Source organism: Nocardioides psychrotolerans (assembly GCF_943371775.1).
GTDB lineage: Bacteria > Actinomycetota > Actinomycetes > Propionibacteriales > Nocardioidaceae > Nocardioides > Nocardioides psychrotolerans_A.
Genome location: NZ_CALRWD010000039.1, coordinates 19,977 through 40,228 on the forward strand (window position 1 = coordinate 19,977; position 20,252 = coordinate 40,228).

Sequence of the window (20,252 nt, forward strand, 5' to 3'; positions counted from 1 at the left end):
GACCCCAGGCTACGAAGGAGTTGGTGGCGGCGTGGCGCTTTCCACGATCGGGGCCCCGGCCCATATGCGCCCCGAAGAGCTGAAGAGGAACCAGATCAGCGCGAGGTAGCCCAGCTGCGCCGCCGCCGTCGCGGGGCGGGCGAGCTGCTCGAGGCCCGCCCCGAAGACCAGGACCGGTGCCACGGCCACGAGGACCAGGACGGTGCGCAGCGTCCTCAACCACCGCGCGGGGCGGGGGTCGTCGGCCGCGGTGGCGGCCTGGGCCAGGCCGTGGCAGAGCAGGGCCGAGCAGGCGAACGCCGGCAGGTCGGCCGCCCAGGCCAGCGACGGGTCGAGGTCGGCCAGCGCCTCGCGCGGCGCCTGGAACCACAGCGGCACGGAGACCGCCAGCGCCAGGCACCCGACGTACAGGGTGGCGAAGCGCAGCGGCGTGGCGGGCGGCAGGCGCCGCACGCCGAGCAGCACCAGCACCCAGCCGACGGGGTCGGCATAGGCGTCGTAGCCGTTGAAGAGCGCGTAGAGCGCGACGAAGATGAAGCCCATCGCGGCGGACTGGAGGGGCTTCATGGCGACACTGTAGGGGCGCCGGTGACGAGCCAGGCGCCACCCCGGGCGCGCAGGGCGAGCACGACGAGGCGGGCCCCCATGAACGCGGTGCAGAAGACCGCCCACACGATCACCAGGCCGCCGACGAGGTGGGCGGCGACCAGGACGAGGGGCACGTAGGCGACCAGGGTGACGATGCCGCCCCAGGCGAGGTAGGTGCCGTCGCCGGCACCGATGAGGACGCCGTCGAGGACGAAGACCACCCCGGCCACGGGCTGCGCGAGGGCCGCGACGAGCAGGACGGGGACCAGGAGTCGCTGCACCTCCGGGTCGTCGGTGAACAGGCGGCCGAGCACCGGGCTGGCGACCGCCAGCAGCACCCCGGTGACGATGCCGCTCACCACCCCCCACTGCACCATCCGGCGCGTGACCGCGCGCGTGCCCTCGACGTCGCCCGCACCGAGGTAGCGGCCGGTGATCGCCTGCGCGGCGATCGCGATCGCGTCGAGCACGAAGGCCAGGAAGGTCCACAGGGTCAAGGCCAGCTGGTGCGTCGCGAGGTCGACGGCGGGGTCCGCCGTGGGGTCGGACGGCCCCGCGGCCGAGCCGGCGCCGATGGTCACGGCGTACGTCGTGACGAGCAGCGCGACGCGCAGGGTGAGCGTGCGGATGACCAGGGCGACCGCGGCGCGGGCGGCGGCGCGGATGCCGCTCAGGTCCGGGCCGAGCGGGGCGCCCTCGGCGCGGGCGGCCCGGGTGACGACGGCCAGCAGGGCGGCCGCGCTGGCGATCTGGGCCAGCACCGAGCCGATCGCAGAGCCGGCGATGCCGAGGCCGGTCCAGCCCCCGATGCCGTAGACCAGGACCAGGTTGAGCACGATGTTGAGGGCGTTGCCCGCGACGGCCACGACGAGCGGGGTGCGCGTGTCCTGCAGCCCGCGCAGGACGCCGGTGGTCGCGAGCATCACGAGGAGGGGGACGACGCCGAGGAAGGCGAGCCGGAGGTAGGTCGCCGCGTGGTCGGTCACGACCTCACCGGCGCCGAAGAGGCCGACGAGGGGGCCGGTGAGCGCGACGCCGGCGAGCGTGGCGACCAGCCCGATGCCGACCGCCAGCCAGACCCCGTCGACTCCCTGGGCGAGGGCGGCGCGACGGTTGCCCGCACCGAGGTGGCGCGCGACGCTGGCCGTGGTGCCGTAGGCGAGGAACACGCACAGCCCGACCACGGTCTGCAGGACGACGGCCGCGATGCCGAGACCGGCCAGCTCCGGGGTGCCGAGATGGCCCACGATGGCGGCGTCGCTGAGGAGGAACAGCGGCTCGGCGACCAGGGCGAGGAACGCCGGGACCGACAACCTCCAGATTTCTTTGTCGAGTTCCTGACGCACCCCGACATTGTCTGATAACGACCGGTGGATAACTCGCCCCGGGTTGTGGAAAGCCCCCCGGGACATCGCGATGTCGACAAACGATCCCCCCACGGGGAGATGGACGCCACATGAACGAGATCGGCCGTGAACTATTTCTTGTGCACAGGGCGCGCAGGCCGTTTGTGCAGGTCAGAGCGCTATTCTCCCCCAGGTGGGGCAGGTTCTCCACAGGCCGCTCCCCAGGCACTGCACAGTTCGCTGCGTGTCGTCCACGGGCTGACCCGAGTTATCCCCAGGGCCTGTGGATAGGGCGCTATCCCCGGGGCGCTCCGGGCCCGTAGGTTCACGCACCTGACCGGGTGTCGGTGCTGCCACCTAGCGTGGCGTCGACCGCCCAGTCCGACCGCACACCAGCCATTGCCCGGGCGCTCGACCCGGGCACGAGGGGACCCGCGTTGAGCGTCACCGACTCCGACACCCGGGGGATGCCCGAGCCTCCGTTCGAGGAGTGGGGCGACGGCCCGGTCGCCTACGCGCCCGGCGAGCGTCCCAGTCGACCCGGTGACCGCACCCCGCCCCAGGACATGGCCGCCGAGCAGTCGGTGCTCGGCTCGATGCTCATCTCCAAGGACGCCATCGCCGACGTCTCCGAGGCGCTGCGCGGCACCGACTTCTACCGGCCCTCCCACGAGACGATCCACGACGCGATCATCGACCTCTTCGGTCGCGGGGAGCCCGTCGACATGGTCACCGTGGCCGCCGAGCTCCAGCGGCGCGGCGAGCTGGCCCGCATCGGTGGCGCCCCCTACCTGCACACCCTGGCCGCCAACGTCCCGATCGCGGCCAACGCGTCGTTCTACGCCGAGATCGTCCGCGAGAAGGCGATCCTGCGGCGCCTGGTCGACGCCGGCATCAAGATCGCTCAATACGGCTACGCCGGGGAGGGCCAGGTCGACGAGATCGTCGACCGCGCCCAGGCCGAGGTCTACACGATCACCGACCGGCGCTCGAGCGAGGACTACGCCCCGCTCTCCGACATCATGGACGGCGTCCTCGACGAGATCGAGGCCATCGAGAACCGTGAGGGCGGCATCTACGGCGTGCCCACGGGCTTCGCCGACTTCGACGACCTGACCAACGGCCTGCACGCCGGCCAGATGATCATCGTCGCCGCGCGACCCGCCATGGGGAAGTCGACGCTGGCCCTGGACTTCTGCCGGGCGGCGTCGATCCACAACAACCTGGCCAGCGTCTTCTTCAGCCTCGAGATGACGCGCTCGGAGATCACCATGCGGCTGCTCTCGGCCGAGGCCAAGGTGCCGCTCAACCACATCCGCAACGGCAAGATGGACTCCTCCGACTGGGACAAGCTGGCTCGCCACATGGGCAAGGTGTCCTCGGCGCCGATGTTCATCGACGACTCGCCCAACATGACGATGATGGAGATCCGGGCCAAGGCCCGCCGGCTGCGCCAGCGCCACGACCTGCGCCTCATCGTCATCGACTACCTCCAGCTCATGACGTCCGGACGCAAGGTCGAGTCACGTCAGCTCGAGGTCTCGGAGTTCTCCCGGCAGATCAAGCTGCTCGCCAAGGAGCTCGGCGTCCCGATCATCGCTCTCTCGCAGCTCAACCGTGGCCCCGAGCAGCGCGCCGACAAGCGTCCGATGATGAGCGACCTGCGTGAGTCCGGCTCGATCGAGCAGGACGCCGACATGGTGGTGCTCCTGCACCGCGACGACGCCTACGAGAAGGAGTCGACCCGCCCCGGCGAGGCCGACCTGATCGTGGCCAAGCACCGCAACGGCGCGACCCGCGACATCACGGTGGCCTTCCAGGGTCACTACTCGCGCTTCGTCGACATGGCGCACTGATGAACGACCTGCAGATCGTGCAGGTGGATGAGCGCGACAACAACTGGGAGAACACCCGCCCTCGGTTTCGGGTCTACCTGCACGGCAGTGGCGAGACGACGACACACGGTTGGACCGACACCTACGACATCGCGGGCGCGGACGTCCTCCAGGTGATCGACTGGGCGCAACGCCAAGCCGGCGAGTCCCTCACCTACGCGGTCGCCCTCGTCCACGACGACCGGGCATCCGAGCAGCTCGACCCCGGGCGCGCTCGTGGACTGGTCTGGCTCGTCGGCATCGACGGCAACACCAACGCGATGGATCCCGAGGAGACTCAGGCGATGCAACGGATGGTGGCGCGTCGCCGTGAGCCCGTCGGTGTGCCAGCGGCAGATCGGATGCCTCCCGGTGCACTGGACCCCTACAACGACGGGTCGCAGAGCCGCTGATCCTTCCGCGCCCGTGGCGATGGCGGTCATGCCGACGAGAGGTCGTGCAGCAGAGAGGCTCGTCGCTCGTGTCGATCCTCGAGCCGCTCGCGCGTCATGCAGGGTGAAGAGACCGTCAAACCTTGGGAGAAGACATGACTGATGACTCGCAGCGTCGCTACCTGCTCCTGTTGCCCGCGCCCGAGGAGGAGTGGTCCAGGCTGCCTGAGTCCGAGCACGCACTGGGGATGCAGAACCATCAACGCTTCCACGAGGCACTGGCAGCTCGTGGCCACACGCTGGTCATGGGCAACCCGCTCGAGCCGTCCCAGCAGGCCATCTCGATGCGCAACACCGGACGAGGATCGGCCGTCGTCACGGCTGGCCCGTTCGCCGAGACGGTGGAACAGGTGGTCGGGTTCTACGTGATCGACTCCGGCGACGAGGCTGACCTTCTCGAGGTGGTGCGATCCTTCGCCGAGGGCGGGGACCACGTCGAGCTCCGGCGGCTGGCCACGGGCTGACCCACGACCGAGCTCCCACGTCGCGCCGAGCGCCGCGGCCGTGGGGTCAGTCCGTCACGGCCATCGAGCAGGCCGCCACCCCGTCCTCGTCGACGTGGGGCGGTCGGTCGACCGGGATGGTGAGGACGAGCGGCGAGGGCGTGGCGGCGTCGAGGCTGCGGCTGGTCGAGCCGACGGGGCGCGAGGTGTTCTCGTCGGCGAAGGCGGTGACGGTCAGGACGCGCTCGTCATCGAGTGGCGGTGAGCCCGAGACGAGGAGCGTGGCCACGACCGTGCTGGACGCCGCGTCGTAGGTGCAGCCGCCGCCGTCGGTCCCACCCCACGTGACCGTCAGCAGTCCAGCGGGGGGATCGGCCCGGTGCTCGTCGCCGTCTCGGCTCAGCGCGACGCCGATCGCGCTCCCGGCCAGGAGCAGGACGACGACGGTGAGCAGGACCAGACGGCGCGTGGTCGACACGGTGACCTCAGCCGGCGAGGTGGCCGTGGTCGACGGCCTGGATGCTGCCGTGCACGGCGCCGGCGTCGTCGGAGGCGAGGAAGCAGACGACGGCGGCCACGCTGTCGGCGCTCATGAAGCCGCGGGCGGCGGAGACGCGCATGATCAGGTCGAAGTCGGCGCCGTCGGGGACGTCGATGGTGTGCACCTGCGGGGTGTCCATCCCGCCGGGGCAGACGCAGTTGACCCGGATCGGGGAGCGCAGGTGCTCGACGGCGAGGGCCTTGGTGAGGCCGACGACGCCGTGCTTGGCGGCGGTGTAGGCCGCGGAGTAGGCCTCGCCGACGAGTCCCGCGACCGACGCGACGTTGACGATGTTGCCGCTGGTCCTCAGCAGGTGGGGGATCGCCGCCTGCGAGCAGAAGAACGCCCCACCCAGGTTGACCGCGATGTCGTGGACCCACTGCTCCTCGGTGACCTCGGCCGTGATCCGGAAGTCGTGGCGCCCGGCGTTGTTGACGAGCACGTCCAGCCGTCCGAAGCGCTCGACGGCGGCGTCCACCGCCGACCGGCACGAGGCGGAGGAGGCGACGTCGAGGTGGCCGAAGGCGACCTCCCCGGGCAGGTCGGCGCAGTCGGCGGCGACGGCTGCCAGGCGCTCCTGGTCGCGGGCGGCGGCATAGACGTGCGCGCCGGCACCGGCCAGACGTCGTACGACGGCGGCACCCAGCCCTGAGGAGGCGCCGGTGACGAGGGCGACGCGGCCGGTGAAGTCGGAGGTCATGACCGCACGCTAGCCAGTCCGCGTGCTCGAGGGCGCCTTCCCCAAAATGGGGGTCTTGTGGGGGGGATCGCTCAGCGCGGGTGACGCGCGGCCGATGCCCCGGGTGTCCCCGACTCCCCGACGGCGGACGGATGGAGACCCGATCGTGCCCATGACCCGCAAGCTCCCCCTCGCCGCAGCAACCCTCGCCGCGGCCGCCTCCCTCCTCCCGGCCCTCCCCGCCGCTGCAGCACCACCGCGCGATCCGGTGACCTTCACGGTCGCGTCGTTCAACATCCTCGGCTCCAACCACACCGAGCACTCCAGCGAGTGGGCGCTCGGGCCGCGCCGGGCCCGGTGGTCGCTGCGGTGGCTGGAGCGGGAGAAGGTCGGCGTGGTCGGCCTCCAGGAGGCCCAGGTCGACCAGATGCGGGTGCTGACCCGTGGTGGCGCATGGCGCGCCTTCCCGTCTCCGGCGACGTCGACCAACACCCAGACCGCGCAGTCGGTGGCCTGGAAGTCGGCCCGCTGGGAGCTCGTGCGAGCCACGACGTTCACGATCCCCTTCGACCTCGACCAGCAGCGCGAGCAGCCGGTGGTCCTGCTGCGGCACCGGCGCACGGGCAGCCTGGTCTGGGTCATCAGCGTGCACCTGACCTCGGGCGGCGGCCCGGAGGCGGTCCGCGAGCGGGCGATCGGGACGAAGCGGCTGATCGACGTCGTCGAGGCCCTTGAGGAGAAGCACGTGCCCGTGGTCGTCACCGGCGACATGAACGCGCGCGACGAGCTCTTCTGCCGGGTCGCGGGACTGACCAGCCTGGTCTCGCCCGCCGGAGGCTGGCACGACGAGTCCTGTAGCCCGCCCCAGGCGATGCACATCGACTGGATCTTCGGCTCGCCGGGCATCGGCTGGTCGGGGTTCCGCTATGCCGACGACCCGCTGCTCGACCGCATTACCGACCACACGGTGCCCGTGGTGACCGCGACCCTGGGCCGGAGGGCATCGTGATGGCCGATCGGCGTCGGCAGGCTGGTCACAACGGATCAGGTGACTCCTCCTTTCGGTCAGACTTCGCGCCACCCGCGAGCCCCGGCGTGTCGCCGCGGCTAGGTTCCACGGACCTCCCCCAGGTAACTCGGGGTGTCCTTCCTCGAAAGCAGGCATGGATGCTCGCGGTCACTTTCGCGCGCGCTCGGACGCTGTCGGCACGTCGTGCCGTCATCGCCGGTGCAGTCGTCACGCTCCTCGCGGCCCTCGGCACGCCCGCGACCGCCCGGCCGGCCCCGGCCGCGGCGGGCCCGTCGCTGTCGCTCGTCGGACCCGCGGTCCAGCCGGCCGCCGGTCGCGCCTCCTCGGTCGTGCGGGTCCGGTGGCACGACCGGGACGTGCGGGCGGGCCAGGCCAGCCTGGTCACCGGCACGACCCGACCGGTCAGCGCTCATCGCGCCGTGCGGCTGCAGCGCCGTGGCCCGTGGGGCGGCTGGCAGAACGTGCGGCTGACCCGGACCGACGGGCGCGGCACCTTCGCCATGCGGATGGAGCACCCCCGCTCCGGATCCTTCGCCTACCGGGTCAGGGTCAACGGCACCGCCCACGTGGCGCCGGCCGCGACCGCGCCCGTGCGCTACACCGTGGCGCGCCGACCGGTGGCCATCGCGGCTCGCGTCACGCAGACGACGGTCGCGCCCGGGACGGTCGTCGACCTCGTCGGCACGCTGACCCCGGCCGACGGCGCCTCCGTCGTGCGCGTCCAGCGGCTGACCGCGGACGGCGAGTGGTCGACGTACCCGAACGCGGTGCCGGTGTCCGCCACCGGCACCTGGGCAGCTCCGCTCGACACCTCCGTGGCGGATGCGGTGACCTACCGCGCCCTCACCCTCGGCACGCTCACCCACGAGCCCGCGACCAGCAAGGGAGTCCTCCTCACCGTGGCGGTGCCCGGCGAGCCCACGCCCGAGCCGCCCTCTCCCGAGCCCACTCCCGAGCCCACCCCGGAGCCGACGCCCGAGCCGCCGACGCCGACCCCGCCGCCGCCGACCCCGAGCCCGGAGCCCACGCCCGACCCGACGCCACAGCCCCCGCCGGCCCCGGCGCCGTACTTCGTGCTGGGCGCCGCCCACGGCGGCAACACCGACCCGGCGCAGCTCGAGGCCGACGCCGGCGTGCCGCTGCAGATCCGACGCACCTACTACACCCACGACAAGGTCGCCCGGGCCGTGCAGACCGCGCAGGCCGACATCGCCAAGGGACGGATCCCGTTCGTCTCCTTCAAGCTGCCCTACACGTGGGCGGAGATGGCCGCCGGTCGCGGCGACGCCTGGGCCGCGGACGCGGCACGTCAGCTCGCGGCCGTCGACGGCGAGGTCTGGGTGGTGCTGCACCACGAGCCCGAGCACGACCAGCCGGAGATCCTCGACTGGACCAGGCTCCAGCAGCGGCTTGCGCCGACGTTCGACCTGCCGGGGCTGCGCTTCGGGATCTGCGTGACCGGGTGGAACCAGTTCTTCTCCGGGAACCCCGAGATGTCCTTCGAGCACCTCTACCCCTTCGGTGCGCCGATCGACTTCATCGCCCTCGACGTCTACCAGGCCTACGGCACGCCCAAGAACGAGACCAAGTGGACCGACCTCACCGGCTACTGGACGCGCATGGAGGCCTTCGCCGACCGGGTCGACGTCGACTGGGGCCTCGGCGAGCTCGGCATCACCGACGAGGGCTTCGCCAGCCCCAACGGCGCCACGTTCTTCGAGGACACCGTGGCCGGGATCCGGGCCCACGGGGGCACGTTCGCCGCCTACTTCGACTCCGAGCTCAACACCAGCGGCAACTCCTGGTGGCTCAGCGGCGCGAAGCGCACGGCCTTCCTGCGGACGCTCGCGTCCGTGGCGGCCGAGCGCACCGGGTGACGTGCACGTGAACACTCGGGTCGGAGGGCCGGTCCCGGCGTAACCACCTGCCCGCTGCGGCGTTCGACCTGGCATGGACACCGGTCGCCCCACCGGCTCGACACCAGCCGGAGAGCCTGGCCGGCTCGGACGCCGCGGCCTGCTCCGCGGCGGGGGGCTCGCCGGCCTCGCGCTGGGCACCGTGGCGGTCGATGCCGCCGCGGACGGCGCGACCGGCGCCGGGGCCGCGCGGCCCTACTCCCGCAGGCTGCCGGCCGACTGGACCTACCCGGTCGCCGAGGAGCTGCTGCCCTTCGGGCACGGCGTCATGTCCGGGGACCCGCTGGCAGACCGGGTCGTGCTCTGGACCCGCATCACCATCCCCGACCGCCGTGGCTGGGACGCCACCCGGGTCCCCGACCCCCAAGGCTTCCGACGGGTCACGGTGCGCTGGCGGATCGCGACCGATCCCGCGCTGCGCCACGTCGTACGACGGGGGCAGGTCGTCACGGACGCCCGCCGCGACTGGACGGTCAAGGTCGACGCGGACCGGCTGCCGTCGGCGACGACGCTCTACTACGCCTTCGAGACCCTCGGGTGGCGCTCGCCGATCGGGCGCACCCGCACCGCGCCGTCGCTCACCGACCCGGTGCGCGCCCTGACCGTCGCGCACGTCGCCTGCACGTCGTGGTGGCACGACGTCTTCAACTCCTACGACCGCATCGGCGAGCGACGCGACCTCGACCTGGTGACCCACGCGGGCGACCACGTCTACGACAACTCCGGCGGTCACCCGGCCTCCCGCTTCTGGAAGGGCCAGCGGCGGTGGGACACCGACATCGACAACGCCGACTGGACCACCGTGGCGCAGGCGCGGAGGCGCTACGCCCTCTACTACGCCGACCCCGCGCTCATCCGGGCCCACCACGCGGCCCCCTTCGCGATCATGGCCGACCAGCACGACTACGACCCAGGACAGCAGGGCGACCGGGTCACGCTGACCACCGAGCAGGCCGGGTCGGTGCTCTTCGAGTGGACCCCGATCCGCCCGCCGGTCCCGGACGGGACTGGCCGCTTCCCGCCATCGCCGGGCCCCGACCGCAACCTTCCGACGCCGCGCGGTCGCGCCGCGCTCTACTCCTACCGGGTGCTGCCCTACGGCCGGACCGCCGACGTCGTGCTCCTCGACGTGCGCCGCTTCGCCGGGCTCGAGGGCCAGGCCTCGCAGGTGCTGGGGGACGAGCAGTGGGCCTGGCTGGAGGGCGCCCTGCTGGTCAGCAAGCGGCGCGGGGCCACGCACCGGCTGGTGGTCAACCAGGTCAACCTCAGCCAGCTGCGCGCCTTCAACCTGCCCTTCGCCGACCAGCTCGCGCAGGCCTTCGGGCTGGACCTCAACGCACCGCAGGGGGAGATCTACACGACCGGGTGGGGAGGCCACCCTCAGGAGCGGACCCGCCTGTTCCGCTTCCTGCGCCAGCACGGCATCGTCGACAACGTGGTCGTCTCCGGCGACTCCCACGGCTACTTCGGCTCGGACCTGGTCGAGGACGCGCAGCTGCCGAGCTACGAGCCGCTCACGGGCGGCGGCCTTCTCGGGGCGGTCGGGGTCGAGATGGTGGGCTCCACGATGGGGCGCCCGGGGGGTCAGGACGTGATCGCGGAGGAGCTCTACTTCGCCGCGACGGGGGGCAGCCGGGGAGCGGCGTTCACCGACGCGGCGACGTACGACGCCCGCTTCCGGCCGGCGGCCCTCGCACCCACCGTCGCGCTCGAGGAGGCGGCGAAGGTGGCCAACCCCAACCTGCGCTACTTCAACTGGAAGGCGGAGTACGGACACACGATGGTGCACCTGCGCCCCGACCGCGCCGTGATCGAGTGCTGGCAGACGCCGCAGCGCGAGCGGTCCGAGGAGGCACGGCTGCTGGCGCAGTTCGTGTCGCGGGTGGGGCGACCCCACCTGGAGCCGGTCACGGCGGCGCAGGCCGTGCGGGGTCCGGATCGCGGGGCGCGGGCACCTCGTGCCCGGGTCACCCGGGTCCGCCGTCGTTTCCCCGCGTGACCCTCCGGGCACTGTGGAGAGGTGCAGACACGACACCTCGGCAACCAGACCACCGGACGCATCGAGGTCGGGGCCGTCGGCCTCGGCCTGATGACCTTCGACCAGACCGGCGCGCAGCCGCGTGAGCAGCTCGCCGACACCGTGCGGGCCGCCCTCGACGCGGGCGTGACCCTCTTCGACACCGCCGACGCCTACGGCCCCGGCGAGCACGGGGCCGCAGCGCAGGGCCAGAACGAGACCCTCGTCGCCGGGCTCCTCGACGAGCTCGGCGTGCGCGACCAGGTCCTGCTCGCCACCAAGGGCGGCCACGTGCGCACCGACGGCGGCGACTGGGCGACCGACAGCTCGCCCGCGCACCTGCGCTCCGCCGTCGACGCCAGCCTCGGGCGCCTCGGCGTCGAGCAGATCGCGCTGTGGCAGCACCACCGTCCCGACCCGGCCACCCCCTACGACGAGGTGATCGGGACGCTCCAGGAGATCGCCGACTCCGGCAAGGTGCGGATGATCGGGCTCTCCAACGCCGACCCCGCCCAGATCCGGGCCGCGCACGCCGTCCTGGGGGACGCGCTGGTGAGCGTGCAGAACCAGTTCTCCCCGAAGTTCCGCAGCAGCCTCCCCGAGATCGAGGTCTGCGAGGAGCTCGGCCTCGCCTTCCTGCCGTGGAGCCCGCTGGGAGGCCTCGGTGACGCCAAGGAGCTCGCCGAGAAGCACCCCGCCTTCGCGGAGGTCGCCCAGGCTCGCGGGGTGAGCGCCCAGCAGGTCGCACTGGCCTGGGAGCTCGCGCAGTCACCTGTCGTCATCCCGATCCCCGGAGCCAAGCGCCCGCAGTCGATCACCGACTCCGCCGCTGCCGCCGACCTGGAGCTGAGCGCCGACGAGCTGGCACGGCTCGACCAGGACTGACGCCGGCGACTCCTGCGGCCAGCCTCACTCCGAGACGGTGACACCCCGCCAGAACGCGACCCGGTCCTTGATGTTGGCGGCCGCGTCGGAGGGGGTGGGGTAGAACCAGGCGGCGTCGGGGTTGGTCGCGCCGTCGACCTCGAGGCTGTAGTAGCTCGCGTCGCCCTTCCAGGGGCAGTGCGTCTGCTTCGACGACGGACGCAGCACGGCCGCGTCGACGGAGGCGAGCGGGAAGTAGTGGTTGCCCTCGACCACGACGGTGTCGTCGCTCTCGGCGATGACCTGGTCGTTCCAGACTGCGCGCATGCTGCTTCTCCTCGGAGGCGTACGACGGGTGGTGCGACGCGCGGTTCGCCTCGCCGAGCCAGCGTACGGGGGGCCTCAGAGCGGCTGGTCGACGTCGATCGGGGTGCACCGGAGCAGGGGGACGGTCTGGACACGGGGTGTTGTCAGGGTCACTCCTGATGCACGATCGGGGCTCCCGTCTGGTGAACTAGGCCCCATGGGGATCGTGAGCACGCTCAAGCGCCGGGTGGCGACCCGGCTGCTGGCGCGCTCGACGCGCGACGGGATCGACCTGCGCAAGCTGCGCTTCCTCCCCGACTCGATCACCATGCCGCTCCAGCGCGACGGTCTCGACCCGCTGCCCGAGATGGCCCAGGTGCGCACCGAGACACCCGTGGTCCGGCTCACCCAGATGTTCGGCAAGGGCATCTGGCTGGTCAGCGGCTACGACGAGGCCCGCGAGCTGCTCGCCCGCGGCGACCAGCTCTCCAACGACCTGGGTCAGTTCGTCTCCCAGGAGGGCCGCGACCCCTCGGAGCAGATCGGCGGGCTCGGGATGACCGACCCGCCGCACCACACCGTGCTGCGCAAGTACCTCACCCCCGAGTTCACCAAGCACAAGCTCGCCCGCCTCGAGCCGCTGATCGCGCAGATCGTCGAGGCGCGCCTGGACGCGATGGAGGCCGACGGCCCGGTCGTGGACCTCGTCGACCAGTTCGCCTTCCCGATCCCCTTCGAGGTGATCTGCGAGCTGCTGGGCCTGCCGGTCGACGACCGCGCGCGCTTCCACAGCCTCGGCGCCGCCCGCTTCGACCTCTCCCAGGGCGGGGTCGGCGTCTTCGGCGCGGCCGCCCACACGCGCGAGTTCCTCATCGGCCAGGTCGCCCGCCAGCGTGAGACGCCCGGGGACGGGCTGATCGGCTCGCTGCTGCGCGAGCACGGCGACGAGCTCGACGACGTCACGCTCGGCGGCCTCGCCGACGGCGTGTTCCTCGGTGGCTACGAGACCTCGGCCAGCATGCTCGCGCTCGGCACCTACCTCCTCGTCCAGCACCGCGAGGCGATGACGGTGCTCCGCGACGGCGACGACGCTGCCGTCGACGGTGTCGTCGAGGAGCTGCTGCGTCACCTCACCGTGGTGCAGCTGGCCTTCCTCCGCTTCGCCCGCGAGGACCTCGAGCTCGGCGGGCAGCAGATCAAGGCCGGCGACTGCATCGGCATCTCGCTGCTCGGCGCCAACCGCGACCCCGCGCTCACCCCCGACGCCGACACCTTCGACCCGCGTCGTGCCCCCACCCGTCACCTCGCCTTCGGCCACGGCCTGCACCGCTGCGTGGGCGCGGAGCTGGCCCGCATGGAGCTGCGCATCTCGCTGCGCGCCCTGGCCCGCCGCTTCCCCGACCTCGCGGTCACCGCCGACGACGACCAGCTCGACTTCCGCAAGCTGTCCGCGGTCTACGGCGTCGACGCGCTGCCCGTGCGCCTCCACCCCACGCACGAGCACCACGAGGCCAGCCATGACGCCAGCCAGGCCACTGCCACGATGGGGGCATGAGCCGCACCCGTGCCGTCGGCCCGTCTGCCGTCGTCCTCACCCTGGCGCTGACCCTCTCGGCCTGCTCCGACGACGTCGAGGCTGCCAACGAGCCCAGCGACGCCGTCGCCACGGCGGACGCGGCCGTCGAGGTCGGTGACGGGGACGCGTTGCGCAGCGTCGAGGTCGTCGACGGTCTTGTCAGTCCCTGGGGCCTGGTGCAGCTCGCCGACGGAGCGATCCTGGTCGGGGAGCGCGACACCGCGCGGATCCTACGGGTCGACGGACGCACGCCGGTCCCGCTCGCGACGCTGCCGGGCGTCAGTGCCGGCGGCGAGGCCGGGCTGCTCGGGCTCGCCACGACCCCGGAGCAGGACCGGGTGCTGGCCTACTACTCCACCGAGGACGACAACCGGATCGTCGCGATGACCTGGGACGGCGCGGCGCTGGGCGAGCCCGAGGTGCTGGTGTCCGGCATCCCGGGCGGCGCCGGCTACCACCAGGGCGGGCGGCTGCTGCTCGGCCCCGACGACCTGCTCTACGTGAGCACCGGCGACAACGGCTCGCCGGACGAGGCGCAGGATCCCGACTCCCTGTCGGGCAAGATCCTGCGCTTCACCACCGACGGCGAGCCGGCACCGGGCAACCCGTTCGACTCGGCGGTCTACAGCCTGGGCCACCGCAACATCGAGGGCCTGGCCTTCGACGACCGGGGCCGGCTCTGGGCCAGCGAGTTCGGGCAGGACACCTGGGACGAGCTCAACCTGATCGAGGCCGGCGCCAACTACGGCTGGCCCGCGGTCGAGGGCTCCGGGGGCGGCGCTGACTACACCGACCCGGCGGTCGTGTGGCGCACCGAGGACGCCTCGCCCGCGGGACTGACCTTCTGGGACGGCTCTTTGTGGATGGCGGCCCTGCGCGGTCGCACGCTGTGGGAGGTGCCGCTGACCGCCGACGGCACGGAGGTCGTCGGTGAGCCGGTCGCGCACCTGTCGGGCGAGCTCGGCCGCCTGCGCACGGTCGCGACCACGCTCGACGGCGACGGGCTGCTGCTCACGACCTCCAACACCGACGGCCGCGGAGACCCCGCCGACGGCGACGACCGGCTGCTCCGGCTGGGTCGCTGATCGACACCGCGCCGAGGCCCACGGTCCAGTAGCGTGCGGCCATGACCCAGAAGTTCGCCGACGTCGAGGAGTACGTCGCCTCCCTCACCCCCGAGGCTGCTGCCGCCGTGCAGCGCGTGCGCGGCTGGGTCCACGAGGAGATCCCCGGCCTCACGGAGGTCATCCGCTACAACATGCCGACCTTCCAGCGTGACGGGCACTCGCTGCTCCACGTCGCCGGCTGGACCGAGCACCTCTCGGTCTACCCCGAGCCGCCTGCGCCCGCCGGCGACGCCGGCCTGGTGCTCGACCTCGCCCCGCACGCGTCCGGCCGTGGCACGCTCCGCTTCGACCTCGACCGGCCGCTGCCCGAGGACCTGATCCGCCGGGTCCTGCGGGCCTACCCGCGCTGACGTCCAGCCCGGATTCACGCCGCGTTCACCGCTGCCTGCCACGCTGCGACCGTGACGCCCCCGCTGCCCCCGGCCACTCGTCGTACGCTCCTCGGCGGCGCAGCCGCGTCCTCCCTGCTCTGGATCCCGCCCGCGACCGCCGCCGCGCCGCCCCAGGGCGTGCACCTCACCTACGGCGCGGACCCGCGGCGCCAGATGGCGGTCTCGTGGTCCACCCCGGCGTCCGTACGACGACCGCGGCTCGAGGTCGGCGTCGACCGGGGCCTCGGGCGGGTCGTGGACGTGGACTCCCGCTCCTCCAAGGACGTCGGCTCGGTCTACCACCACGCCCGGATCGGCGGGCTGAGACCGGGCACGAGCTACCGCTACCGGATCGACCACGGCGGGGCCACCGGCGCGACCGCGGTGACCGGCACCTTCCGCACCGCGCCGGAGGAGCCGGAGGCCTTCCGCTTCGCGGCCTTCGGTGACATGGGCGTCAACGCGGCGGCGGCCGCGCACGTGGCACTGATCCGGCGGCAGGCGCCGGACTTCTCCTTCGTGGTGGGCGACCTCTGCTACGCCGACTCCAGCGGCGGCACCGGCGTCGGCGGGCCGGACACGCAGGACTTCGCCGAGTGGGACCGCTGGCTGCGCCAGATCCAGCCGAGCGCCCGGAGCACGCCGTGGATGACCACGGTCGGCAACCACGAGATGGAGACCGGCAACGGCGAGCTCGGCTACGCCGGCTACCTCGACCGTTTCTCGCTGCCCCGCAACGGGGTCGAGGGGGCACCGGTGACCTACTCCTTCGTCTACGGCAACGTCGGCTTCATCGCGCTCGACGGCAACGACGCTTCCTACGAGATCGACCGCAACGCCGACTACCTCGGCACCGCCCAGGACCGGTGGCTGGTCCGCGAGCTCACCGCCATGCGGGCCCGCACCGACCTCGACTTCGTGGTGGTCGGCTTCCACAACTGCATGTACTGCACCAACCTGGTCCACGGCTCCGACGGCGGTCACCGCGACCGCTGGGAGCCGATCTTCGACCGTTTCTCCGTCGACCTCGTCGTCAACGGCCACAACCACTGCTATGAGCGCACCCACCCCGTGCGCGACGGCGCTCCCGTCGTCGAGGCCCCGCGTGGCGCGGTGGTCGACAGCCGCCGCGGCACGACCTACCTCACCGCTGGCGGAGCCGGTCAGGCCGTCTACCCCGTCGGCGGACAGCCGCTGTCCTACGTCACGGTCGCCGGCGGGGTGCGGGTGCCCGAGGCGACGACGTGGTCGTCGGTGACCGACGCCCAGCACTCGATCGGCTTCGTCGACGTCACCCCGCGTGACCGCCACGGGGTCGCGCGGATGCGGCTGACCGCGCTCGCCACCGACGGCAGCGTCATCGACCGGGTGACCCTGCGTCGCTCCTCGCGCGCCGGGGAGTAGCGTCACGCCCCGTGACGGTGGTGGTGATCGGGGGCGCCAACCTCGACCTCAAGGCGCGCACGACGCGAGCCGTCGTGCCGGGCACCAGCAACCCCGGCACCATCGCGACCAGCCCCGGCGGGGTGGGCCGCAACATCGCGGAGAACCTCGCCCGCCTCGGCACCCCCACGCTGCTCGTCGCCGCCGTCGGTCGTGACCTCTTCGGCGATGAGCTGCTCGCCGCGACCGCCGCCGCCGGCGTCGACGTCACCCGCGTGCGTCGGGTGGTCGGCGAGAGCGGCACCTACGTCGCGGTCCTCGACGAGCGCGGCGAGCTCCACGTGGCCGTGTCGGACATGTCGGCCACCGCGACGCTGCGCCCCGAGGACATGGACGTCGAGCGCGCCGTCATCGGCGCGGCCGACCTGGTCGTGCTCGACGGCAACCTCCAGCCCGACACGATGGCCCGGGCCTGGGAGCTGGCCAGCGCCGCCGGGGTCCGGGTCGTCCTCGACCCGGTGAGCGTGCCCAAGGCCGCGACCCTCGCCCCCGCGCTGCGCGACCGACCGCTGTGGGCCGTGACCCCCAACACCGCCGAGCTGACGGCGCTGGGCGCGACGACGCCCGCCGACCTGCACGCGCGCGGGGTGTCGGTGGTGTGGCTGCGCGAGGGCGCCCACGGCTCGCTGCTGAGCATGCCCGACGGCGAGGTCCGGCTCGCGACGCTGCCCGGCGAGGTCGTGGACGTGACCGGTGCGGGCGACGCGATGCTCGGCGCCTTCTGCCACTCCCTGCTGGGCGGAGCCTCGCTGCCGGATGCCGCGGCCTACGGTCACGCGGCCGCAGCGCTCACCGTCGCGTCGACCTCCACGGTCCGCGCCGACCTGACCGACGAGCTCGTGAGGAGCCTGCTGTGACGACACCACCACCGAGCCCGCACCCGCTGCTGACCGTGACCGACGAGGTGGCGACCGCGCTCGCCGAGGGCCGCCCGGTCGTCGCGCTGGAGAGCACGATCATCAGCCACGGCATGCCCTACCCGGCCAACGTCGAGATGGCCGTCGAGGTCGAGGGCATCGTCCGCTCGCTGGGAGCCACCCCGGCCACGATCGCCGTGCTCGACGGGCGCCCCCGCATCGGTCTCGCCCCCGACGACCTCGAGCTGCTCGCCAGTCACGCCGACGTGATGAAGGTCAGCGTCCGCGACCTGCCCTACGTCGTCGCGCGCGGCGTCCACGGAGCGACCACGGTCGCCTCGACGATGCGGCTCGCAGCGCTCGCCGGCATCCGGGTCTTCGTCACCGGCGGCCTGGGCGGCGTCCACCGCGGCGCCGAGACGTCGTACGACGTGTCCGCGGACCTCACCGAGCTCGGCACCACCGACGTGGCGGTCGTGTGCGCGGGGGTCAAGAGCATCCTCGACATCGGGCTGACCCTGGAGATGCTCGAGACGCTGGGCGTGCCCGTGGTGGGCTACGGCAGCGACGAGTTCCCGTCGTTCTTCTCCCGCGCGAGCGGTCACCGCGCCCCGATGCGGGTCGACACCCCCGCCGACGTCGCCGCGATGATGCGGGCCAAGTGGGGCCTCGGGCTCGACGGCGGGCTCGTGGTCGCCAACCCGATCCCGGCCGAGGACGAGATCCCGGCCGACGAGATCGGGCTGATCATCGACCGCGCCCTGGCCGACATGGACGCCCTCGGCATCACCGGCAAGGACGCCACGCCCTATCTCCTCGGCCGGATCGTCGAGCTCACCGACGGCGCCAGCCTGACGGCCAACATCGCGCTCGTGCGCAACAACGCGCGGCTCGGGGCGGCGATCGCGCGGGAGTTCGCCGCCGACTAGGGCAGGCTGACCCCGTGCACCACATCGGGATCGACCTCGCGTGGGGGGAGCGCCAGCCCACGGGCGTGGCGGTCCTCGACGACGACGCGCGCCTGCTGGCCGTGGCCGCGGTGCGCACCGACGACGAGATCGCGGCCGCCCTGGCGGCGTACGTCGACGGCGAGTGCCTGGTCGCCATCGACGCGCCGCTCATCGTCACCAACCCGACGGGCTCGCGCGACGCGGAGAAGGCGCTGAGCAAGGACTTCCGCCGCTTCGAGGCCGGGACGCACCCCTCCAACCTCGGCAAGCCGGAGTTCGCCGACGGCACCCGCGGGGCTCGCGTCTGCAGCCTGCTGGGCCTCGACATGAACCCGCGCTCGGGCCGCGCGCGCCGCGCGATCGAGGTCTACCCCCACCCCGCGACCGTGGTGCTCTTCGGGCTGCCGCGCACGCTGAAGTACAAGGCCAAGGCCGGTCGCGACCTCGAGCTCCTGCGCAGCGAGCTGCTCACCCTGATGAGCCACGTCGAGTCCGTCGTCACCACCGAGGCCGACCCCACCTGGGCGGCGCTGCGCGAGCAGGTCGAGACCGCGACCCGCAAGAGCCAGCTGCGCGTGGTCGAGGACCAGGTCGACGCCGTGGTCTGCGCCTACGTCGCGCTCTTCCGCCAGCGCCACCCCGAGCGGGTCACGACCTACGGCGACCTCGAGACCGGCTACATCGTCACGCCGTCGCTGCCCGACGCGCACGCGGCGACCCAGGAGTACGCCGCGCAGCAGCCGGCGCTCATCGAGGCCGGCCGCCAGTTCGTCGCGCTCGTGACCGGCATCCTCGACGAGGCCGGCATCAACTACCTGTCCGTCACCGGCCGCACCAAGGGCGTGCAGTCCTTCGCCAAGAAGGCCGCCCGCACCGTCGACGGCAGGCCGGTCTTCACCGACCCGCTGCGCGAGATCACCGACCAGATCGGCGTGCGCGTCATCACCTACGTGCACAGCGACGTGTCGGCCGTGGCCGACCTCCTCGGTGACCAGGTCGTGGTCAAGGAGGACCGTGACATGGGCCAGGAGACCGCCAGCGAAGGCCGCTTCGGCTATGCCAGCCGGCACCTGCTCATCGAGCTCGACACCGCCCGCGAGAGCGACCGCGCGCTGGCAGCCTTGCGGGGGCGCGTCGCCCAGGTGCAGGTGCGCACCGTCCTGCAGCACGCGTGGGCGGAGTTCGAGCACGACATCCGCTACAAGGGCGACGTACCCCTCGAGCACGCGCGCGACCTCGACCGTCGCTTCACCCTCGCCGCCGGGCTGCTCGAGCTCGCCGACCAGGAGTTCTCCACGATCCGCGAGCGCCTGCGCTCGAGCGGCCCCACCGGGCTCCCGCGCACCGAGGAGGTGCCCGACGACCCGCGCATCGACCCGCGCGAGCTCGCGGCCTTCCTCGCCGGGCAGTACGACGACGCCGGCTGGTCGCGCACCGACCACTACGCCTGGATCTCGGGGCTGCTGCTCGAGCTCGGCATCACCTCGCTCGACGAGCTCGCCGACGTGCTGCGCTCGCTCACCGACGACCTCAACGAGCGGATGGACTACCGCTACCCGCCCGGCGCCGTCCGCCGACTCGACGACGCGCTGCTCGCCGTCTACGCCGAGCGCTACGTCGACCTGCACGGCAACGATCACCGACGCGACGCGCTCGCCGCTCGGCTGGCGCGGCTGCGGGGCTGACCGGCCACTTGTAACACGTTGTCCACCCATCTACCGGACCGTGAACCGTCCCGGGTTTCATCCACTCCCGGGTTGGGTTCCGACGTGGTGGTCGGTGTGGTTTTCAGCGTAGTACTGGGCTTCTGCTTCGGCGGGTGGTCGACGTCCCAGGCGGTGCAGTAGTCGTTGGGTGTTGAACCAATGAACC

At 72.6% G+C, this 20,252-nt stretch carries 19 protein-coding genes; 14 read left to right on the forward strand and 5 right to left on the reverse strand.

Annotated features, from left to right (window positions below):
• Positions 1 to 9: 9 nt before the first annotated feature.
• Complete coding sequence (locus AAG827_RS12470) at positions 10 to 567, reverse strand: hypothetical protein (RefSeq protein WP_341926339.1); 558 nt, start codon at positions 565 to 567, stop codon at positions 10 to 12.
• Positions 564 to 1,934, reverse strand: coding sequence for an MATE family efflux transporter (locus AAG827_RS12475; RefSeq protein ID WP_341926340.1), 1,371 nt, complete (start codon positions 1,932 to 1,934; stop codon positions 564 to 566). Before AAG827_RS12475 ends, AAG827_RS12470 begins: the two co-directional genes overlap by 4 nt.
• Positions 1,935 to 2,401: 467 nt before the next feature.
• Between AAG827_RS12475 and dnaB the strand changes: the two genes are divergently transcribed.
• From dnaB to AAG827_RS12490, 3 genes are all read left to right on the forward strand, one after another.
• Positions 2,402 to 3,790 (forward strand): replicative DNA helicase, encoded by a 1,389-nt coding sequence (gene dnaB / locus AAG827_RS12480; RefSeq protein WP_309646812.1) that lies wholly within the window; start codon positions 2,402 to 2,404, stop codon positions 3,788 to 3,790.
• Positions 3,790 to 4,221, forward strand: coding sequence for a hypothetical protein (locus AAG827_RS12485; protein WP_341926341.1), 432 nt, complete (start codon positions 3,790 to 3,792; stop codon positions 4,219 to 4,221). Before dnaB ends, AAG827_RS12485 begins: the two co-directional genes overlap by 1 nt.
• 134 nt (positions 4,222 to 4,355) lie before the next feature.
• Positions 4,356 to 4,724 carry a YciI family protein gene (locus AAG827_RS12490; protein WP_341926343.1) on the forward strand — a complete coding sequence of 123 codons (369 nt, stop codon included), beginning with the start codon at positions 4,356 to 4,358 and terminating at the stop codon, positions 4,722 to 4,724.
• Positions 4,725 to 4,770: 46 nt separating this feature from the next.
• Here the strand turns inward: AAG827_RS12490 and AAG827_RS12495 are convergent, their stop codons facing one another.
• Entirely contained in the window at positions 4,771 to 5,181 is a 411-nt protein-coding gene (locus AAG827_RS12495; protein ID WP_341926344.1) for a hypothetical protein, read from the reverse strand.
• 7 nt (positions 5,182 to 5,188) lie between these two features.
• Positions 5,189 to 5,944, reverse strand: coding sequence for an SDR family NAD(P)-dependent oxidoreductase (locus AAG827_RS12500; RefSeq protein WP_341926345.1), 756 nt, complete (start codon positions 5,942 to 5,944; stop codon positions 5,189 to 5,191).
• Between the two features lie 151 nt (positions 5,945 to 6,095).
• Between AAG827_RS12500 and AAG827_RS12505 the strand changes: the two genes are divergently transcribed.
• The 4 genes from AAG827_RS12505 (at position 6,096) to AAG827_RS12520 (ending at position 11,771) form a co-directional block, all read left to right on the forward strand.
• Positions 6,096 to 6,932 (forward strand): endonuclease/exonuclease/phosphatase family protein, encoded by an 837-nt coding sequence (locus AAG827_RS12505; RefSeq protein WP_341926346.1) that lies wholly within the window; start codon positions 6,096 to 6,098, stop codon positions 6,930 to 6,932.
• A gap of 158 nt (positions 6,933 to 7,090) precedes the next feature.
• A complete protein-coding gene (locus AAG827_RS12510; RefSeq protein WP_341926348.1) occupies positions 7,091 to 8,830 on the forward strand; it encodes a hypothetical protein in 1,740 nt (579 codons plus the stop codon).
• Between the two features lie 73 nt (positions 8,831 to 8,903).
• Positions 8,904 to 10,868, forward strand: coding sequence for an alkaline phosphatase D family protein (locus AAG827_RS12515; protein ID WP_341926349.1), 1,965 nt, complete (start codon positions 8,904 to 8,906; stop codon positions 10,866 to 10,868).
• 21 nt (positions 10,869 to 10,889) lie between these two features.
• The gene (locus AAG827_RS12520) at positions 10,890 to 11,771 is read left to right on the forward strand and encodes an aldo/keto reductase (RefSeq protein WP_341926350.1); all 882 of its coding nucleotides are present in this window, start codon (positions 10,890 to 10,892) and stop codon (positions 11,769 to 11,771) included.
• 24 nt (positions 11,772 to 11,795) lie between these two features.
• Here the strand turns inward: AAG827_RS12520 and AAG827_RS12525 are convergent, their stop codons facing one another.
• The gene (locus AAG827_RS12525; RefSeq protein WP_341926351.1) at positions 11,796 to 12,077 is read right to left on the reverse strand and encodes a DUF427 domain-containing protein; all 282 of its coding nucleotides are present in this window, start codon (positions 12,075 to 12,077) and stop codon (positions 11,796 to 11,798) included.
• 196 nt (positions 12,078 to 12,273) lie between these two features.
• Between AAG827_RS12525 and AAG827_RS12530 the strand changes: the two genes are divergently transcribed.
• From AAG827_RS12530 to AAG827_RS12560, 7 genes are read left to right on the forward strand one after another with little or no spacing between them, the layout of a single operon-like run.
• On the forward strand, positions 12,274 to 13,611 hold the full coding sequence (locus tag AAG827_RS12530; protein ID WP_341926352.1) for a cytochrome P450: 1,338 nt from the start codon (positions 12,274 to 12,276) through the stop codon (positions 13,609 to 13,611).
• Positions 13,608 to 14,717, forward strand: a complete 1,110-nt coding sequence (locus AAG827_RS12535) for a PQQ-dependent sugar dehydrogenase (protein ID WP_341926353.1) — start codon at positions 13,608 to 13,610, stop codon at positions 14,715 to 14,717. The genes AAG827_RS12530 and AAG827_RS12535 overlap by 4 nt, the downstream gene beginning before the upstream one ends.
• Before the next feature lie 41 nt (positions 14,718 to 14,758).
• Entirely contained in the window at positions 14,759 to 15,109 is a 351-nt protein-coding gene (locus tag AAG827_RS12540; protein ID WP_341926354.1) for a DUF1801 domain-containing protein, read from the forward strand.
• 51 nt (positions 15,110 to 15,160) lie between these two features.
• Positions 15,161 to 16,534 carry a metallophosphoesterase family protein gene (locus AAG827_RS12545; RefSeq protein ID WP_341926355.1) on the forward strand — a complete coding sequence of 458 codons (1,374 nt, stop codon included), beginning with the start codon at positions 15,161 to 15,163 and terminating at the stop codon, positions 16,532 to 16,534.
• Positions 16,535 to 16,545: 11 nt separating this feature from the next.
• Positions 16,546 to 17,430 carry a carbohydrate kinase family protein gene (locus AAG827_RS12550; RefSeq protein ID WP_341926357.1) on the forward strand — a complete coding sequence of 295 codons (885 nt, stop codon included), beginning with the start codon at positions 16,546 to 16,548 and terminating at the stop codon, positions 17,428 to 17,430.
• Positions 17,427 to 18,359 carry a pseudouridine-5'-phosphate glycosidase gene (locus AAG827_RS12555; RefSeq protein ID WP_341926358.1) on the forward strand — a complete coding sequence of 311 codons (933 nt, stop codon included), beginning with the start codon at positions 17,427 to 17,429 and terminating at the stop codon, positions 18,357 to 18,359. The genes AAG827_RS12550 and AAG827_RS12555 overlap by 4 nt, the downstream gene beginning before the upstream one ends.
• 14 nt (positions 18,360 to 18,373) lie before the next feature.
• A complete protein-coding gene (locus AAG827_RS12560; RefSeq protein ID WP_341926359.1) occupies positions 18,374 to 20,065 on the forward strand; it encodes a DUF429 domain-containing protein in 1,692 nt (563 codons plus the stop codon).
• Positions 20,066 to 20,252 lie beyond the last annotated feature (187 nt).

Coding starts and splice junctions, on each gene's coding strand:
- AAG827_RS12540 (WP_341926354.1), top strand. CDS start 14,759: ATGACCCAGAAGTTCGCCGACGTCGAGGAGTACGTCGCCTCCCTCACC.
- AAG827_RS12515 (WP_341926349.1), top strand. CDS start 8,904: ATGGACACCGGTCGCCCCACCGGCTCGACACCAGCCGGAGAGCCTGGC.
- AAG827_RS12535 (WP_341926353.1), top strand. CDS start 13,608: ATGAGCCGCACCCGTGCCGTCGGCCCGTCTGCCGTCGTCCTCACCCTG.
- AAG827_RS12485 (WP_341926341.1), top strand. CDS start 3,790: ATGAACGACCTGCAGATCGTGCAGGTGGATGAGCGCGACAACAACTGG.
- AAG827_RS12510 (WP_341926348.1), top strand. CDS start 7,091: ATGCTCGCGGTCACTTTCGCGCGCGCTCGGACGCTGTCGGCACGTCGT.
- AAG827_RS12500 (WP_341926345.1), bottom strand. CDS start 5,944: ATGACCTCCGACTTCACCGGCCGCGTCGCCCTCGTCACCGGCGCCTCC.
- AAG827_RS12470 (WP_341926339.1), bottom strand. CDS start 567: ATGAAGCCCCTCCAGTCCGCCGCGATGGGCTTCATCTTCGTCGCGCTC.
- AAG827_RS12490 (WP_341926343.1), top strand. CDS start 4,356: ATGACTGATGACTCGCAGCGTCGCTACCTGCTCCTGTTGCCCGCGCCC.
- dnaB (WP_309646812.1), top strand. CDS start 2,402: ATGCCCGAGCCTCCGTTCGAGGAGTGGGGCGACGGCCCGGTCGCCTAC.
- AAG827_RS12530 (WP_341926352.1), top strand. CDS start 12,274: ATGGGGATCGTGAGCACGCTCAAGCGCCGGGTGGCGACCCGGCTGCTG.
- AAG827_RS12505 (WP_341926346.1), top strand. CDS start 6,096: ATGACCCGCAAGCTCCCCCTCGCCGCAGCAACCCTCGCCGCGGCCGCC.
- AAG827_RS12525 (WP_341926351.1), bottom strand. CDS start 12,077: ATGCGCGCAGTCTGGAACGACCAGGTCATCGCCGAGAGCGACGACACC.